Annotated in this window: 1 protein-coding gene and 1 pseudogene; both read left to right on the top strand. The window is 47.0% G+C overall.

Features of this window, described 5'->3' with window-relative positions:
* Positions 1-46: 46 nt before the first annotated feature.
* Positions 47-1,549: pseudogene (locus tag AACW75_RS26555) on the top strand (tandem-95 repeat protein); the annotation flags it as partial.
* Positions 1,523-21,583: a tandem-95 repeat protein gene (locus AACW75_RS10785; RefSeq protein WP_445329519.1), complete on the top strand. Its 20,061-nt coding sequence runs from the start codon at positions 1,523-1,525 to the stop codon at positions 21,581-21,583. The pseudogene AACW75_RS26555 and the gene AACW75_RS10785, both read left to right, overlap by 27 nt.
* The last annotated feature ends 146 nt before the right edge of the window (positions 21,584-21,729 follow it).

Raw genomic sequence — 21,729 nt, 5'->3', positions numbered from 1 at the left:
AATGCCTCTAAATACGATCAGTTAGCTAGTCGCAACGGAGGCTGTAATGGCAGGCGAAAATAACCAAAATAACCAAAATAACCAAAACAACCAAAACGAAGATCTAAATGACGCGGTAGAACAAACGGACACGAACGACGCGGGTACGCCCTCCCAACAGCAGAATCAACAAAATCAACAGAATACGATTGCGTCGACAATCGCGACGGGTGCTGAAAACACGGATGCGGCAGATGAAATCAACCAAGCGCTAGAAGACAACCCAAGTGGCGCAGGTAATGCAGAAGATGCGTCTGCTTCTGGTGGGGCTGTTCAAGAAGAGACGCCAGAAAGTGGTAGTGATTCAGATGTAGCTCAATCCAATGTAGTCGGTGGTGCGGCTTCTGAAGCTGGCTCAGAGAATGCTGCCGGTAGTGGGGGCGGAGCGGGTGCTGGCGCTCAAGCTGTCGGTGGTGAAAATACCGCAGGTTCTGGAGGTGCTTCGAGCGCTGAAGGTAATGAAGAACAAGGCCAAGCAGTAACAACGTCAGCTGCGCCTAGTGCTGATTCTTCTAACTCTGGTGAGCAACAAGTCGGTGATGATCTCGATTCACAAACGGTAGAAGAGACATTCGCCGTTGATGTTCAAGCTTCTGACGAAGGGACTATCAGTGAAGTAGAAGATGACTTTGATTCTGAGACGGTAAGCGAAACGTTTAAAATCAAAGTGGAAAGTGAAAATGATGCACCAGAAGCTCAACAAGACCTGGCTTACATCATCGATGAAGATGGATCCATAACATTCACTCAAGAACAATTACTCGAATACGCAAGTGATGTAGATGGCGATGAGCTGGTTGCTTCAAACGTTCAAGTCGGCGCAGATGCAACGGTTCAAGACAATGGTGACGGTACATTCACAGTTGTACCTTCCGCTGACTTTAATGGTGAGCTTGACCTTACTTTTGATATTAGTGACGGTCAAGAAACCGTAAGCAGCGCAATTGATTTAACGGTTCGTCCTATTAATGATGCACCTGTACCAGAAGATAAAACCTTTGAAATAGAAGAAGACGGCACGCTTGTTTTCACTGATGCAGATCTACTAACCGGTGCAACGGACATTGAAGGCGACAACCTAACGGTTGAAAGTGTGACCTACGATGGTGGCGACGGTATTTTTACCGACAACGGTAATGGTACTTACACCTTTGCTCCGAATGAAAACTTCAACGGCGATGTAAACTTCAGCTTCGATGTGTCTGACGGGACTGATACGGTGTCCGCAAACATTGATGTGAGTGTAACGGCGGTTGATGATGCGCCAGTATCGGGTGACCTTGCTTACTCAGTGGACGAAGACGGTTCTATCCGTTTGAGCCAAGAACAGCTTTTATCGCAAGCATCAGATGTTGAAGGTGATGACCTATCGGCTAGCAGCCTAACAGTTGGCGGTGATGCAACAGTTACTCAGAACGATGATGGCAGTTTCACCATCACGCCAGATGAGAACTTCAATGGCGACATCGATATCAGCTTCGATATCTCCGATGGTACCAATACGGTTCAAGCATCAGCAGATTTAACAGTTAACCCAGTTAACGACCTACCAGTCCCTCAAGATCAACAGTTCAGCGTTGAAGAAGATGGCACACTCATCTTCACTGATGCAGATCTGTTAACAGGTGCTACGGACATTGAAGGCGACAACCTAACGGTTGAAGGTGTGACCTACGATGGCGGTGACGGCATTCTTACCGACAACGGTAATGGTACGTACACCTTTGCTCCGAATGAAAACTTCAACGGTGACGTAAACTTCGGTTTTGATGTATCAGATGGTACCGATACAGTCTCTGCGAACATCGATGTAAGTGTTACCGCTGTTGATGATGCGCCAGTGTCGGGTGACTTAGCTTATTCAGTGGACGAAGACGGTTCGATTCGTTTAAGCCAAGAGCAGCTTTTATCGCAAGCATCAGATGTTGAAGGCGATGACCTAACGGCTAGCAGCCTAACAGTTGGCGGTGATGCAACAGTTACTCAGAACGATGATGGCAGTTTCACCATCACGCCAGATGAGAACTTCAATGGCGACATCGATATCAGCTTTGATATCTCAGATGGTACCAACACAGTTCAAGCCTCTGCAGACCTGACGGTTAACCCAGTTAATGATTTGCCCGTTCCTCAAGATCAACAATTCAGCGTTGAAGAAGACGGTACACTCATCTTCACTGATGCAGATCTGTTAACAGGTGCAACGGACATTGAAGGCGACAACCTAACGGTTGAAGGTGTGACCTACGATGGCGGCGACGGTATTTTTACCGACAACGGTAATGGTACTTACACCTTTGCTCCGAATGAAAACTTCAACGGCGATGTAAACTTCGGTTTTGATGTATCAGATGGTACAGATACAGTCTCTGCGAACATCGATGTAAGTGTTACCGCGGTTGATGATGCGCCAGTGTCGGGTGACTTAGCTTATTCAGTGGACGAAGACGGTTCAATTCGTATAGGCCAAGAACAGCTACTTTCTCAAGCATCAGATGTTGAAGGTGATGACCTAACGGCTAGCAGCCTAACAGTTGGCGGTGATGCAACAGTTACTCAAAACGATGATGGCAGTTTTACCATCACGCCAGATGAGAACTTCAATGGTGACATTGATATCAGCTTCGATATCTCAGATGGCACCAATACGGTTCAAGCTTCAGCAGACCTTACGGTTAACCCAGTTAACGATCTACCAGTTCCTCAAGATCAACAGTTCAGTATTGCAGAAGACGGTACTCTTCAGTTCACTGACGCGGATCTGCTTACAGGCGCGACAGACGTTGAAGGTGATAACCTAACTGTTGAAGGTATCACTTATGAAGGTACTGATGGCGTATTAACAGACCTGGGTGAGGGCTCATATAGCTTTGCTCCAAATGAAAATTTCAACGGCGACGTAAACTTTAATTTTGTTGTTTCTGACGGTACCGATACGGTGTCTGCAAACATTGATGTTAGCGTGACTCCTGAGAACGATCCGCCAGTTGCGGGTTCAACGTCTTACACGGTGAATGAAGATAATTCGATTACCATTTCTGATGCACAACTATTGGCAACATCTTCAGATATTGAAGGTGATGTATCCATAGACAGCGTGACTTACTCTGGTAGTGACGGTGTCCTTGAAATCAACGGTAACGGTACTTATACCTTCTCGCCAAACGAGAATTTTAACGGTGAAATAGCACTGGATGTGGTTGTCACTGATGAAGAAGGTGCAACCGATGCCACAACCGCTGGAATTACCGTTCTTGAAGTGAACGATCCGCCAGTTGCAGGCCCAACGTCTTACACCATTGATGAAGACTCAGTACTGACATTCAATGAGTCGCAAGTGCTACTTAATGCTTCTGATGTTGAAGGGGACGTTGAGCTTGTTGGTATTAGCTACGATGGCCCAGATGGTATCTTCTCAGTTAATGGCGATGGTACTTGTAGTTTCGCTCCGAATGAGAATTTTAATGGCCAAGTTCAGCTTGATGTGACCATTCGTGATGAAGACGGTGCAGAAGTTGATACTGTCATCAATGTTGATGTTCTGCCAATTAATGATGCGCCAGTATCGGGTGACTTGGCGTACAACGTTAACGAAGATGGTTCAATCACATTGAGCCAAGAACAGTTGTTGTCTCAGGCGTCTGATGTTGAAGGCCAAGACCTAACTGCGAGCGACCTAACGGTTGATGGTAACGCGACAGTAACCGCTAATGATGATGGTAGTTTTACCATTACGCCAGATGCGAACTTCAATGGTGACATTGATATTCAATTCAACCTCACTGATGGTACTGACACGGTTCAGGCAACTGCAGATCTTACTGTTAATCCAGTTAACGATTTACCCGCGCCTCAAGACCAACAATTCAGTATTGAAGAAGACGGTACGCTGCAATTTACAGATGCCGATCTACTTACCGGTGCCACCGATATTGATGGCGATGACTTAACCGTAGAGGGTATTAGCTATACAGGTGGTGATGGCGTACTGACCGACCACGGTGATGGTACTTATACCTTTGCGCCAAATGAAAACTTCAATGGTGATGTGAACTTCAGCTTCGATGTGTCTGATGGTACAGAAACAGTCAGCGCCAACATTGACGTTAGCGTGACGCCTGAGAACGATCCGCCAGTTGCGGGTTCTACCTCATATATGGTGAACGAAGACAATGCCATTACTATTTCTGATGAGCAATTGTTAGTAAATTCATCTGACGTTGAAGGCGCGGTATCGATTGATAGCGTGACCTACAGCGGCACAGATGGTGTGTTCCAAGACAACGGTGACGGCAGTTATACCTTCCTTCCTAATGAAAACTTCAGTGGTGATATCAGCCTTGACGTGGTTGTTGCTGATGAAGATGGTTCGATTGATGAAACCACCGCGGGCATTACCGTTCTAGAAGTGAATGACCCACCGGTTGCAGGTCCAACGTCTTACACCATTGATGAAGATTCTGTTCTTACATTCAGCGAATCTCAGATTTTAGTGAATGCCTCTGACGTTGAGGGCGATGTAGAGCTAGTTGGCATCAATTACGATGGCTCGGACGGAATCTTTATCGTAAATGGTGATGGTACATGTAGCTTTGCACCCAATGAAAACTTTAATGGTCAAGTTCAACTGGGTGTGACCATTAAAGATGAAGACGGCGCAACGGTTGATACTCATATTAATGTTGATGTACTACCAATCAACGATCCACCGACTTCTGGTGAATTGGCTTATACCATTAATGAAGATAGCTCGATCACTCTGAGCCAGGATCAATTACTAGCTCGAGCGGGTGATATTGATAGCGAAAACCTAGAAGCTATTAACCTGTCGACCGATGAAAACGCGACCATCCAACAAAACGACGATGGTAGCTATACGATTACACCAGACGCTGATTACAACGGCGACTTAGACTTAAGCTTCGATATTATCGATAACGACGGTGGTTCAGTTCAAGTTGGCCTAGACATTACCGTGAATCCGCTGAATGACTTGCCACAAGCGCAAGATCAACAGTTCTCAATTGAAGAAGACGGCACACTACTCTTCACCGATGCTGACCTACTCGCAGGAGCATCGGATATTGATGGTGATGAATTGTCGATTGAAAACGTGCTCTACACTGGCGCAGACGGTGTTCTTAGTGATAATGGTGACGGCACATATAGCTTTGCACCAAACGAGAACTTCAATGGCGATGTTCAATTCTCATTTGATGTTTCTGATGGCACGGGCTCAACGGCTGCTGTCATCGATGTCAGCGTGACGCCAGAGAACGATCCTCCAGTCGCAGGTTCAACGTCTTACACAGTTCAAGAAGACGGCCAAATCACGATCAGTGATGAGCAGTTATTAGCAAATTCTTCCGATGTTGAAGGTGATGTTGCTCTATCAAGTGTTAGTTACGCTGGTGATGACGGCTCATTCGTTGGTAACGGTAATGGCACATACACCTTCACACCAAATGAAAACTTCGACGGTGACATCTCACTTGATGTTGTTGTCGTTGATGAAGACGGTGCAACCGCAACAACAACCGCTGGCATCGATGTTATTGCTGTGAATGATGGACCTGAAACTTCGGGCATTCAGGCTGAGGTAGACGAAGATAATTCCATTACTATTACTCAAGAGCAGTTACTTGCGAATGCAACTGACGTTGAAGGTGATGAGTTAACGGCATCTAACTTACAAACCAACGATCCAGACGCAACAATTGTTACTAATGACGATGGTTCATTCACCATCACGCACACAGAGAACTTCAATGGCGAGTTGGACTTCACATACAGCATCAGTGATGGTGACAATGAAGTTCTGACCACACTCGACTTAACGGTTAACCCAGTCAATGATGCGCCAGAAGCGGGCGAAGAAATCTTCATTCAAGCACAAGAAGACCAAACGGTTGGTGTGACGCTTCGTGAAGAGCCGGCACTACGCCTGGATCAAGCACCAGAAAACGGCATCATCGAAGCAAATCTTGACAATGAGTGGGTAGTACTGGAAGTCGGACAAGAAGTGCCTGCTGATACAGAAGTACGCTTTGTTCCAAGCGAGGGTGCTCTGGCTGAAGGAACACATACCACGCAAATTGGTACCTTTGACGATAATGCGAGCGTAGACGATTGGGGCACAGAAGTAGACCCATACACGCGTGAGTTCTCGGATGGCGACTTAACGGTAACGGTTCAAAGTAACGATGATCCGCTTGGCGCTTGGAATGGCAACACACACATTGGTCACGGCCTTGGTGATACCGATCGCCAAGGGCTGAGTGGTGATGAAAAACTGACTGTTTCAGTTGAAGGCCAAGACATCAACGAAATTAGTTTCCACCTAGATGGTTTAGGTGGTTGGTTCATGGAAGATTCACGTCACTTTACAGAAGTAGAAATCAAAGCATTCAATGAGGATGGCGACCTAATTGACTCGATGACTTACCACAAAGAAGATCGTGGTGGTTACGAGACTGATTACACGCTTACCGTTTCTGAACCTGTGTCTTACTTTGAACTCGGTACGGTACAAGGAAATGGTACTTACGTCGTTCAAAACATGACAGTGTCACAAACCTGTCATGATGAAGCCGTGTTTACTTCGATTGGTGTAGACGGTTCTGAAATCACTGAAACGGTTGAGTTGAACATCCATGCGGGTGACAACGAAATCGAGCTAACGGCTGATCTTCCAAATATCACTATCGATACGGAAGGTTCTGCTCAGTTTGCTTCTGTTGTGATTACAGAAGAACAGCTACTGGCACAAGCCTCTGATATTGATGGCGACGACCTTGATATTCAAAATCTAGAGCTGGTGGGTGAAAACTCAGAGCATGCAACACTGACTGATAATGGTGATGGTACTTGGACGGTAACACCGGATGAAAACTTCCATGGTGAAATCGAACTGGGTTATCAAGTTACCGATGGTGAATTGACCGACGACAACATCATTAACATTAACTTCGAGTCGGTGAATGATGCACCAATCGTTTCTGGTCCAATGGTGCTATCGACAGACGAAGACCAAGGTATTACTTTCAGTGCTGATGATTTATTGGCGAACACTACAGATGTGGAAGGCGATACGCTGTCTATTTCTGACATCACTTACGGTGGTGATCACGGTGACTTGGTCGACAACGGCGATGGCACGTTTACCTTCATGCCGAATGAAAACTTCAATGGTGAAATCGACATCGATTACAAAGTCTTCGATGGCACCGATGAAGTAGCAACGCACCTAGATCTAACAGTTATACCAGTCAACGATATTCCTGTTCCAGGTGAGCCGCTACACACCCAAATGCTTGAAAACGGCTCCATGATCATCGAAGCGAAAGACCTATTGTCTGGTGCGACCGATGTTGATGGTGACATTCTTCATGTTGAAAACCTATTACTTGCAGACCAAACGCAAGGTACGTTAACAGATAATGGAGATAATACGTTCACCTTCGAGCCTGCAGAGAACTTCTCTGGTGAAGTGAATCTGACCTTCGATATTAGTGATGGTCAAGCAAGCGCGCCAAGCATTGCAACAGTCGACGTTGAGATTGTCAACGAAGGCCCTGAAGTTAGCGGCCCAATTGAAGCGGCGGTTGATGAAGATGGTTCAATCACCATTACGCAAGAGGACTTGTTGGCGAATGCAACCGATGTCGATGGTGACAACCTTGAAGCGGTTAACTTTGCGACCAACGATCCAAATGCGGTTATTGTAGAAAACTCAGACGGTAGCTTCACAATCACACCAAGTGCAGACTTCTTTGGTGAGATTGAGTTCACTTACGATGTCACTGACGCAATTGAGACAGTGGCAGCCGATCTTAACCTGACCGTAAATCCAATCAACGATGCGCCAGACGTACCGGATATGTCTTTCACAACGGAAGATGGTCAAGCAATCACCATTACCGAAGCTGAGCTATTAGCACAAGCGACAGACGTTGAAGGCGATGAGCTGTCTGTTGTGAATGTGACTAGCGCGAGCGACACGGTAGAAGTCACGGACAACGGTGACGGTACATACACATTAACGCCAGAGCAGGGTTTCTTCGGCAATGTTGACTTAGCGTTTGACGTTAGCGATGGCACTGACGTGGTTGCCGCAAACATTGACCTAAAAGTTGAGTTCGTCAATGACACGCCAGAAGCGACGCCAATGGTTGCAGATGTCGACGAAGATGGTTCAATTCTCGTTACACAAGAGATGTTGTTGGAAAGCGCGAGCGATCAAGATGGTGATGAGCTGTTTGCGAGTGCGCTGGAAACCAATGATCCAAACGCCACCATCGTAAATAATGGTGATGACACGTACACAGTGACGCCTTCGGAAAACTTCAATGGTGATATTGCATTCACTTATGAGGTGAGCGACGGTGAGTTAAGTACCTCTAATGACATGACATTGACCGTTAATCCGGTGAATGACATTCCAATTGTTGCTCCAGGCATGTACCACATTGAAGAGGATGGCAGCATCCTGTTCACCCAAGAAGATCTGTTGAGTGGTGCGATTGATATTGATGGCGACGACTTAAGCGTTACTAGTATCAATTACTCTGGTGATGAAGGCACAGTCACCGATAACGGCGATGGCACGTTCAGCTTCGTTCCTGAAGAGCACTTTAGTGGCGATCTACAGTTCAGTTTTACAGTTACCGATGGCACAACTGAAGTAGAACAAGACCTCAATGTTCACATTGAAGCGGTCGCAGATGCGCCGGATCTTGTGATTACCGATGGCGATGGCGTTAACGTTGATGACCAAGCGATTTTGGTTGAGCCAGGCGGCATTGTTGAACTGAATATTGCAGCGGCGCTTGTCGACCAAGACTTATCTGAAACACTTACCGTAACTGTAGATGGTGTGCCAGAAGGTTCGGTTATTCAATACGATAACGAAGGCGTTCTGAATGACCAAGAGAACGGTATCACCAGTTACAACGACACTGAAATTACAGTAACGTTTGAAGGTGAAACGGCAGGTTACCAAAACGCAGCGGGTTACTACAAAGTTGACGAAGACGGCAACATCACGGGTGTTGAAGTTGTCTATGAAAATGCATCACAAGTTGGTGGCGGTGGTGACCTTGTTCCTGGGCAAGATCAGTTCAGCTTCCAAGTTGAAGAAGGTGAAAGTTTCAACCTGTTCTTGATTCCAAACGGGCATCAGCACAATGACTTTGACGCGATGCAGGAAGGTCAGTACGAGTTCCGTGCAGCGGATGGTTCGCCTGCAAACATGGATACGGTTGATCCTCAACTTGTATTTGTTGCTGCCGATGGAACTGAAACTGTAGTTCAAGGGCAGAATGGTGACGCGATATTCCATGGTGGTTCAAGCTCTCAGCTCAACCAAGATGGTATCGAACATACGCGCACAACGGTTAATGAAGACGGCGAGCTGGTTTACGGCTTTGAAGATTTGTATGGTGGCGGTGATGCTGACTATTCAGACTTCAACTTCACAATCGATGTCGGTGAAGTGAACAGCCAAATCTACAGTGGTGAAGTGACGGTTGGTCCTGATGGTACGGTGAACCTACCAACAACGGCTATCGAAAATGCACTACAAATCCAGTTACCAGAAGACTTCAACGAACAGCTTGAAGTTCATGTAACCGCAACCGCAACAGAGCTATCGAATGATGATTCTGAAACGGTCTCTCAAACCATCTACATTAACGCGACAGGCGCGCACATTGAGCACGCACCTGAAGCACTTCCTGTTGCTGCAACTGTGGAAGAAGATGGTTCTATCATCATTACGCAAGAAGACTTGTTAGCTAATGCTCGCGATTTAGATGGCGATCAGCTGACCGCTCTGAATTTAGCCACTGATGATGACAGCGTTACGATTACCGATAACGGTGATGGTACTTACACATTAACGCCAGATGCTGATTTCAATGGCGATGTTAACTTTACGTTTGATGTTTCTGATGGTGATGATGTTGTCTCTACCAATCTAGAGCTAACGGTTTCACCAGTGAACGATGGTCCAGAAGCACAAGACCAAGCATTTACAGTCAATGAAGATGGTGTACTAACCTTCACAGACCAAGACCTATTAACAGGCGCGACGGACATTGAAGGGGACGACCTAAGTGTTGAAGGTGTGACTTACACTGGCGCAGATGGTGTCCTAACCGATAATGGCGATGGTACATACAGCTTCGCGCCAAACGAAAACTTCAATGGCGATGTAAACTTCTCGTTCAATGTATCAGATGGTACCGATACGGTAACCGGTAACATTGATGTCAGCGTGACGCCAGAGAATGATCCACCTGTCGCGGGTAGCACGTCTTACACGGTTCATGAAGACAACTCCATCACGATCAGTAACGAACAATTGCTAGCGAACTCTTCAGATATTGAAGGGGAAGTGGCGATTGATAGCGTCACCTACAGTGGTAGTGATGGTGTGCTTGAAATAAACGGTAACGGCACATACACCTTCTCTCCAAACGAAAACTTTAATGGCGAAGTTAGCCTCGATGTGGTTGTTGTGGATGAAGACGATGCAGCCGTATCGACGACTGCGGGTATTACAGTCCTTGAGGTAAACGACCCTCCTGTGGCTGGTCCAACGTCATACACTATCGATGAAGACTCGGTACTGACCTTCAATGAGACTCAAGTTCTATTGAACGCATCTGATATCGAAGGTGATGTACAACTCGTCGAGATCAACTACGACGGCCCAGACGGAATCTTCTCAATCAATGGTGACGGCACATGTAGCTTTGCACCGAATGAAAACTTCAACGGCCAAGTGCAGTTGGATGTGACCATTCAAGATGAAGACGGCGCTCAAGTTGATACTCATATTACGGTTGATGTCTTACCAATCAATGATGTTCCAGTATCAGGAGACTTGGCATACAGCGTAGAGGAAGACGGTTCAATTACCTTGAGCCAAGAGCAACTTCTTTCTCAAGCTAGTGATGTAGACGGAGACGACCTTACTGCTTCTAACTTAATTGTTGATGGAGACGCGACAGTTGTTGCTAACGATGATGGTAGCTTTACCATTACGCCAGATGCAAACTTCAATGGTGACATTGACCTAACGTTCGACATTAGTGACGGTACCGATACGCTGGTTGCGACGGCTGACCTCACCGTTAATCCAGTTAATGACCTTCCACAACCTCAAGATCAAACGTTCAGCATTGGCGAAGACGGCATCTTGAACTTCACAGATGAAGACTTGCTAACAGGTGCTACCGATATCGATGGGGATGACCTATCGGTTGAAGGCGTTACTTACACAGGGGCTGATGGGGTTCTTACTGACAATGGCGACGGAAGCTACAGCTTTGCGCCAAACGAGAACTTCAATGGTGATGTGAACTTCAGTTTTGATGTATCAGATGGTACCGATACGGTTCAAGCCAATATTGATGTGAGCGTGACACCAGAGAACGATCCACCGGTTGCGGGTAGTACGTCTTACACGGTTCATGAAGACAACTCGATTACCATTAGCAACGAACAGTTACTCGCTAACTCTTCAGATATTGAAGGTGAAGTGGCGATTGATAGTGTGGCTTACACCGGTGCCGATGGTGTATTCGAAGACAACGGAAACGGTACGTATACATTCTCGCCAAACGAAAATTTCAATGGCGAAGTTAGTCTAGATGTTGTTGTGACCGATGAAGAAGGTGCAACTGAAGCAACGACAGCTGGAATTACTGTACTTGAGGTGAACGATCCACCAATTGCGGGTTCAACCAGTTACTCCGTTAACGAAGATGAAGTCATCACCATCAGTTCAGAGCAACTGTTGGCGAACGCTTCAGACATCGAAGGTGAAGTGGCGATTGACAGCGTTAACTACACCGGCTCAGACGGTATCTTTACCGATAATGGCGATGGCACATTTAGCTTCGCACCAAACGCTAACTTCGATGGCGATGTAAGCCTTGATGTTGTCGTGACTGATGAAGATGGCGCAACCGTAGCGACCAACGCAAACATTGATGTTCTGCCTGTTAACGATGCTCCGGTATCGGGTGATTTGGCTTACAGTGTTGATGAAGATGGTTCAATTACCTTGAGCCAAGAGCAATTACTTGCTCAAGCGAGCGATGTTGACGGCGATGACTTAACAGCGGCTAACCTAACCGTTGGTGGTGATGCGAGCGTCACTGTAAACGATGACGGTAGCTTTACCATTACGCCAGATGCGAACTTCAATGGCGACATTGATTTGAACTTCGACATTACCGATGGTGATGCAACGATTCAAGCAACGGCAGATCTCACGGTTAACCCTGTGAATGACTTGCCAACAGTCGGTGAACCACAATTCACCAGTCAGGAAGACACCAGCTTTACCTTCACAGAAGAGCAACTGCTGCAAAATGCAGGCGACATTGATGGCGATAACTTATCGGTTGAAAATGTCGCTTCTGACAGCGGTTCTCTGGTGGACAACGGCGACGGTACTTACACATTTGCTCCGAATGAAAACTTCGATGGCAATGTGAATGTGACCTTCGATGTGAATGACGGCACAGCGATAGTACCAGCAGAAGCGACGATTGATGTTCAATCTGTGGTTGATATGCCAGAGCTGTCGATTGCGTCTGACTTGGTGATTGCTTCAGACAACTTCGAGTCTGGCTCAAATGGCTGGAATACGGGTACTGAAAGCTCACAAGGCTTCGAGTCGGGTGACATGTTGGGTCGTATTGGTGGCACGGGCGGCGATGAAGCAGTCAGCAAAACCTACGACATTCCAAGTGATGTGAGCGAAGTTAATATTTCGTTTAGCTTCTATGAAATTGATTCTTGGGATGGTGAGTCGTTCCAAATCTTTGTCGGCGGCGAAGAGCTTACTTCGTTAGACAACTCGGCGTTCCAAACTCAAGATGGCACGACAACGTTGTACGATTCAGCTGGCAATGAAGTGGGTGAAGTCGTTCATGGCGTATCACAAGGTGAGGGCTTCAGTGGTTGGAATGACCAAGCACACCAAATCAACCTAACGGTACCCGTTGAAGACGGCCAACTTGAATTAGGCTTCGGTTCAACCTTGAACCAAAGCGTGAGTGATGAGTCATTTGGTATCGACAACATTGAAATCACAGTGTCTGACGCGGATTACCAAATCATTGGTACCGAAGATACGCCAGTACCACTGGATATTGATGCGGCACTAACGGATACGGATGGTTCAGAAAACCTCGCTATCTTGATCGAAGATGTGCCGGAAGGAAGCTCGCTTTCTGCAGGTACGGATAACGGTGATGGCTCTTGGTCACTGCAACCAGGAGAACTAGAAGGGCTAGAGTTTATTCCTTCAGGTGACTTCAATGGTGATGTGGTACTAACCGTTAAAGCGACATCGACTGATGTTGATACAGGCACCACCGCAACGGCAACACAAGATGTGACGATTCATATCTCTCCAGCAAATGATGCTCCAGAAGTTGAGGGGGATATCAGTGCAGTCACTGCCGAAGATAATAGCATCACGCTAACGCAAGAACAGCTGCTAGAACACGCTGTCGATATTGATGGTGATGACTTATCAGCAATCAACCTAACCACCAATGATGAAAATGCCACCATTGAAATGAACGACGATGGTAGCTTCACCGTTACCCCAAGTGAAAACTTCAACGGTAATATCGAATTTAGTTACGATGTCACCGATGGAGAAGAGATGGTGGCAGCCGGTCTAGACTTGACAGTAACGCCAGTCAATGACGCGCCAGAGCCACAAGAGCAAGCATTCACTATTAGTGAGGATGGTGTTCTTAATTTCACGGACACTGACTTGTTAACTGGCGCAACCGATGTTGAAGGAGACGACCTAACAGTAGAAGGTGTGACTTACACGGGTGCGGACGGTGTTCTTACTGACAATGGCGACGGCAGCTACAGCTTTGCACCAAACGAGAACTTCAATGGCGATGTGAACTTCAGTTTTGATGTGTCAGATGGCACGGATACGGTTCAAGCCAATATTGATGTGAGTGTAACGCCGGAGAACGACCCTCCAGTGGCGGGTAGTACGTCTTACACGGTTCATGAAGACAACTCGATTACTATCAGTAACGAACAGCTATTAGCTAACTCTTCAGATATTGAAGGTGAAGTGGCGATTGATAGTGTGGCTTACACCGGTGCCGATGGTGTATTTGAAGACAACGGTAACGGTACGTATACCTTCTCGCCAAACGAAAATTTCAATGGCGAAGTTAGTCTAGATGTTGTTGTGACCGATGAAGACGGTGCAACTGAAGCAACGACAGCTGGAATTACTGTACTTGAGGTGAACGATCCACCAATTGCGGGTTCAACCAGTTACTCAGTCAACGAAGACGAAGTCATCACCATCAGTTCAGAGCAACTGTTGGCGAACGCTTCAGACATCGAAGGTGAAGTGGCGATTGACAGCGTTAACTACACAGGCTCAGACGGTATCTTTACCGATAATGGCGATGGCACATTTAGCTTCGCACCTAACGCAAACTTCGACGGCGATGTGAGCCTCGATGTCATAGTGACAGATGAAGACGGTGCGACAGTAGCCACCAGCGCAAGTATTGATGTCTTGCCAATTAACGATCCACCGGTATCAGGTGACTTGGCGTACAGCATTGATGAAGATGGCTCGATTATTCTGACTCAAGAGCAATTGCTGTCTCAAGCTTCTGATGTGGATGGTGATGACCTTACGGCAAGCAACCTAAGTGCGGGCGATAATGCGACAGTCGTAGATAACGGTGATGGTACCTTTACGGTGACACCAGACGCCGATTTCAACGGTAATATCGACCTAAGCTTTGATATTTCGGATGGTACAGAGTCAATTGTGGCAAACGCCGATCTGACGGTAAACCCAGTTAATGACTTGCCAACGACATCTGATGTTTACGCGAACGTTGATGAAGATAATGTCATCACTATCACGCAGGAGCAGTTACTAGCGAATGCCGCTGATATTGAAGGTGATGATCTTGTCGCTTCCGACTTAACCTTGGTGGGAGATGATGCAACGATTGTCGATAATGGCGATGGCACATTCTCGATCACTCCAAGCGAAAACTTCAATGGCTACATCGATGTGGCTTACAGTATCAGCGATGGTGACACACCGATTGCGGCTAACTTAGGTTTGACGGTTGATCCAGTTAACGATGCGCCAATTGTTTCTGCTGATGTTGCGATAACCATTGAAGAAGATGGTTCGTACACCATTACTCAAGAAGAACTCCTACAATTCGCGACTGACATCGAAGACGATGACATGACCGCAATTATCGGAGAGCAGGGCGATGAAACGACCGTAACCGGTACAGTGCTGGATGCTGAAACGGGTAGCCCAGTCGTTGGTGCAGACGTCACAATGACCGATAACGCCGGTCACTCATACACCACGGTGACAGACCAATCTGGTCACTACTCTGTGAGTGGGCCTGTTGTTGAACAAGGTACCGTTACTATTGAACAAGAAGGCTCTATTACCAGCAGCTTCCTTGTACCAGCAGGTGAAGATACTAATGGTGGCGTGACTGCAATATCTGAAGTCCTTGAAGACACAGATATGCGTATCGTCGTGACCTGGGGTGAGAGCCCTCGTGATATGGATAATCACCTATGGCTTTACGATACAGAGTCTGGGAATGAGTTAGACCATATCTATTACCGCGATATGAGCCACGACCTTGGTGAAGGTAATGTCGTCCAACAAGATGTTGATGACACAAATGGCGGTGGCCCTGAAACCATCACTATTCCAAATTATCAAGATGCTGACATGCACTATTCAGTACACAATTACACCAACAGAAGTTGGGATGTAGATGGTGTTGAAGATGTGCAGGTTCAGGTGTTTGTAGGCGATACTTTGGTTGAGACCTTTACCCCAGACTTGCCTGACAATCCAACGGGTGAGCATTGGCATGTGTTTGATATCGTTAATGGCGTTGTGGTTCCAAGCCAAGATGTAGGCAGCGAGAATGCGTTTGATTTACCAACGGCTGAAGAAGCGCTCGCGAATGAAAACGGCATTGATATCTCTGAGTTGCTAACGGGTGATGAAGATGGAGACTCTGGTGAAACGGGTGGTAACGAACCAAGTGTTGGAGACGTCTCAATTGAGAACGCACTTATCACTGACAATGGTGACGGCACTTACACCATCACTCCTGAAGAGAACTTCAATGGTGAATTCTCGATTAGCTATAACGTGGACGATGGCAACGGTGGGGTTACTCCAGCAGAACTAGACGTTACCGTTACAGCCGTTAACGACCTTTCTGTTATTTACGACCACGACTACACCATTAATGAAGATGGGTCGTTGATCTTTACCGATGAACAGCTATTAGCTGGTGCAACGGATATTGATGGCGAGAACCTTTCTGTCGAATCGGTTAATTACGAAGGTACCGACGGTGTGTTCACGGATAATGGCGATGGTACTTATACCTTTGCTCCAAACGAGAACTTCAATGGTAACGTTGACCTAACTTACGATGTCAGTGACGGTACCGATGTTGTATCGGCAAACATTGATGTGCAAGTTGTCCCAATTAATGACGTACCGGTTGCTGGAACTACCGCTTACAGTGTTGAAGAGGATGGCAGCATAACCCTAAGCGATGCACAACTTCTGACGAACAGTTCGGATGTTGAAGGGGAAGTGTTTGTTAGCGATGTAAGCTACAGCGGCACAGATGGTGTGTTCACTGACAATGGTAATGGCACTTACACCTTCTCGCCAAACGAAAACTTTAACGGCGACATCAGTCTTGATGTGTCCATTATGGATGAAGATGGCGCAACGGCTGAAACCACAGCCGGTATTGATGTCATAGCAGTAAATGACTTACCAGTAGCGGGTTCTACGGCTTACAGTGTCGACGAAGACAACGTCATTATACTATCTGATGCTCAGCTTCTTGCGAACAGCTCAGACATTGAAGGTGATGTATCCGTAAGTGATGTTTCGTACTCGGGTGCAGACGGTATCTTTACTGATAACGGTGATGGTACATACAGCTTTGCACCAAATGAAAACTTCAACGGCAATGTCAGCCTAGATGTGACGGTTGCTGATGAAGACGGTGCAACCGCTCAAACGACTGCGGGTATTGATGTTATCGCCGTCAACGATGCTCCAGTATCTGGCGACTTGGCTTACTCAGTAGATGAAGATGGTTCAATCACGCTAAGCCAAGAACAATTGCTAGCTCAAGCATCGGATGTGGACGGAGATGATCTTACCGCTGCGAACCTAACCGCAGGTGATAACGCGACGGTTACGGCAAACGATGATGGTTCATTTACCATTACCCCGGATGCCGACTTTAATGGCGATATCGACCTAAGCTTCGACCTTTCTGATGGTACTGAAACGGTTGTTGCAACGGCCGACCTTACTGTGAATCCAGTGAATGACATTGCGGTTGTAGAAGATGTCGCTTACACCATTGAAGAGGATGGTTCACTTACCTTTACAGACGAGCAACTGCTAGCGGGTGCTTCGGATATTGATGGTGATGAGCTTTCAGTCGCTGATGTTTCTTACACTGGCGCAGAGGGTGTGTTCACCGACAATGGCGATGGCACTTACACCTTTGCACCGAACGAGAACTTCAACGGTGACGTAAGCCTAGACTTCTCAGTATCTGACGGTACAGAGACGGTTGATGCAAACATCGACGTAACGGTAACCGACGTTAACGATGCACCAGTGGCAGGCGCAACGTCTTACCAAATGAACGAAGATGGCACCATCACATTGAGCCCTGAGCAGTTGATTGCGAATAGCTCCGATGTAGATGGTGAAGTATCACTTGATAGCGTGAGTTATTCGGGTCCAGACGGCATCTTGGTTCAAAACCAAGATGGTTCAGTCACGTTTGCTCCAAATGAAAACTTTAACGGCGACATCAACCTTGATGTGACGGTTATTGATGACGATGGCGCAACGGCTGAAACAACGGCTGGTATTGAAGTGATTGCCGTCAACGACGCACCAGTAGCAGGAAACGTGGCTTACTCGGTTGATGAAGATGGCTCAATTACGCTGTCTCAAGAACAGTTGTTGGCGAACGCTTCCGATGTTGATGGTGATGCGCTGACCGCAAGCAACTTATCTGCAGGTGACAATGCAACCGTAACAGCAAACGATGATGGTTCATTTACTATCATGCCGAATGCTGATTTCAACGGTGACATTGACCTAAGCTTCGATGTGTCAGATGGCCTTGAAACTGTTCAAGCTGGCGTCGACCTAACGGTTAACCCAGTGAATGACTTACCAACGGCTGCTGACCAAAGCTTTACTGTTGAGGAAGATGGTACGTTAACCTTCACTGACGCTGACCTATTAGCAGGTGCTGCAGATATTGATGGTGATGACCTGTCAATCACGGATGTGTCTTACACGGGCGCAGAGGGTGTGTTCACTGATAACGGTGATGGCACTTACAGTTTTGCTCCGAACGAAAACTTCAATGGCGATGTAAACCTTGGCTTCACAGTGACTGATGGCACTGAGACAGTCGATGCCAATATTGATGTGACGGTAACGGATGTTAACGATGCGCCGGTTGCGGGTTCAACGTCTTACCAAATGAACGAAGATGGCACCATCGCAATTAGCCCTGAACAGCTAATTGCTAATAGCTCGGACGTTGATGGTGAAGTATCGCTTGAAAGCGTGACTTACTCGGGCTCTGACGGCACCTTGGTTCAAAACGATAATGGGTCTGTGACCTTCACGCCGAGTGAGAACTTTAACGGTGATATTAACCTGGATGTGGTCGTAACCGATGATGACGGTGCAACTTCAACAACAACGGCAGGTATCGAAGTTCTGGCTGTGAACGATGGACCTGAATCTGAGGAAGTGGAATTAACCACAGCCGAAGACAGTACCATTCTTATCACACAAGACATGTTGTTAGCTCAAGCTACCGACATCGATAACACCGCAGATGAATTGTCTGCTTCTGGTCTACAAATCGACCCTAGCTTGGGTGAGTTGCTAGACAACGAAGATGGTACTTGGTCATTCACGCCAAACGAAAACTTCAATGGCGATGTGCCGATGACGTTTAACGTTAGCGATGGCCAAGAGACGATCTCTGTTGACGGCAACATCGATGTCACGCCAGTGAATGATGCACCTGAAGCACCAATGATTCAGATGCAAGGCGAAGAAGATGTGGTCATGGTGATTGACCCAGCTTACATCGCGGATCAAGTTACAGATCTTGATGGCGATGAGATCAGCATTGAGAGCATCACAGTTCGAGCTCCAGCGAATGCGACCTTAACTCAGCAACCAGACGGCATGTATCACTTAGTGACTACGCAAGACTTCAATGGCTTGGTAGAACTGGGTTATCAAGCTACTGACGGCGAAGAAGTGGTTGATGGTTCGCTGAATGTGGATGTCATTCCGGTTAACGACGCACCATTTAACGTCGGTAACGCAATGATGACCACAGACGAAGATGGCGCGTTCACCTTCGATGCTGGCGACTTGATGAACTTGTTCGGTGACATTGATACGGCGGACCTTGTGGTTTCACGCATTATCACCGCAGACGGTGAAGATGGCGGAGAAGTAACAGACAACGGTGATGGAACTTGGACATTCACACCAACGGGCGACTTTGCAGGCGTTTCTGACCTACAAGTGGTCGTGAGTGACGGTGAGTTCGAAACGGTTCTTGATGTTCCTGTGTTTGTCCGTCCAGTCGCAGATGGTGCGGTTATTTCAACTGACCATGACGGTCCGTTAGTCTTCGGTGAAGATGAAACGGGTCACTTAGGATTGAATGTTGGCCTAGTCGATGATTCAGAAACACTCAGTAACTTGGTGATGACAGGTTTCCCTGTTGGGTTCGAGGTGACGGATGGTGTGAACACCGTGATGATCACCGAACCGGGTCAATATATCGACCTGTTTGACTGGGATATCTCAAACATTCAAATGACGCCGCCTGAAGACTTCCATGGTGAGTTCTTCGTAACCGTAAGTGCAACAACCGTTGATTACGGAGATGAGCCAGAAGCGTTTGAAGATGGCATCGATTCAGGTGATTTCGAAACCGTAGCGGGTGATTCCATTATCCTAACCGCGGACGACCTAATCGGCTTTGCTGAGAATGTGGATGCTGACAGCGATGATGAAGTGAAACTGGTTCATCTTGCCGACCGCAGCCAAGGTGAGATTGTCGATAATGGCGATGGCACTTGGACGTTCACACCAGCACCAGGCTTTACTGGCGAAGCAGACATTGCTTACGTGGTTGATAAAGATGGCGTGCTTCATGATGAGCAAACTGGCGTGGTCGTGAAAGAAGGCGACTCACAAGAGAATGCAGCACCAGAAGTTAACAGCATCACGACTACGGAAATCGCAGCCGATGCAACCTTGTCGTTCACGGATCAAGACATGCTAGCGAACCTGAGCGATGCAGAAGGCGACAGCATGAGCATTGAATCAGTGAGCTTGATGGAAGGTCAGGGCGTGATAGAGAGCGATAACCAAGGTAACTATCAATTCACACCTGCGGAAGATTACACCGGAGATGTTCAAGTTGGATTTATAGCGACCGATGGCGAAAATCGCATCGAAAGTTTCTTCAATGTGGATATTCAAGGTAGTGATGAAGCTATGGTGAGCGAAGGTTATGTCTTAGCTGACGATGGCTCATTAACTATCACCGAGTCACAGCTGGTGGATGAATTAGGTGCGAGTGATTCGGCACAAGTTGTCGATGTTGCAGACGCCAATGATGCAGGCTTCTTTGCTGAATCTGGCGAAGGTGAGTGGACCTACTGGCCAAACGAAGACTTCGATGGCAACTTAGCAATGAATGTTGACGTTAACGATGGTGGTGAGGTGTCGAGCCATAGCTTAAGTATCCAAGTAACCGATGATTCAGTGCAAAGCGATGAACCACAAGTACAAGCTGCTCAAGCAACAGAAGAGCAACAAGTAGATGTGGCTCAACAAGTTGATGACCAAGCTCAAGATACTGAAGCCGAAGACAGCATAGCTGATGTAACGGCGGCTCCGGGCGATACTGTTTCTATCTCGATTCCAGATGAGGTGAGTGGCAATGAATCGGTTGATTACGCTGAAATGTCTGGCCTACCTGAGGGTTCCACTGTGAGTAACGCTCTGGATAACGGTGATGGTAGCTTCACAATCAGTGGCAACCTAGAGCAACCGGTGTCCGTTGAACTTCCAGAAGGTTACGAAGGGACTAGCGAAATCCAATTCCAAGGTTACGACGAGTTGGGTAGCTCAATAGACGGAGCAAGCGGTTCTGTTGAAGTTGAGGTCGATGATCAATACACCATGCAAGGTTCTACACAAGAGCAGCAACCGGACATGGCGGGTATGGAATCTGGTGGCAGTGACTGGACAAGTTCAGGTGGTCAAGAGCAAGGTGTTGATTTCACGGACGACTCTGGAAGCTTCGATTCAGATTCTCAAACTGGAACTGATCAAGGCAACGACTTCGACCAAAGCCAAATTTAACCCAATGAGTTCAGTTGTCTTTTGAACCGACAAGCAGATAGGGCACCGTAACGTTGCCCTTATCAAAGCCATGCAGAGTGACCTTTGCGTGGCTTTTTTATGCTTCATTTATGGTTCCATTACTTGTCTTTAAAGGCTGATCTTAA

The organism is Vibrio sp. L3-7 (assembly GCF_963898195.1).
Classification (GTDB): Bacteria; Pseudomonadota; Gammaproteobacteria; order Enterobacterales; family Vibrionaceae; genus Vibrio; species Vibrio echinoideorum.
Note: the sequence above shows the minus strand (reverse complement) of the source record. Positions and strands in the feature narration are given on the sequence as shown.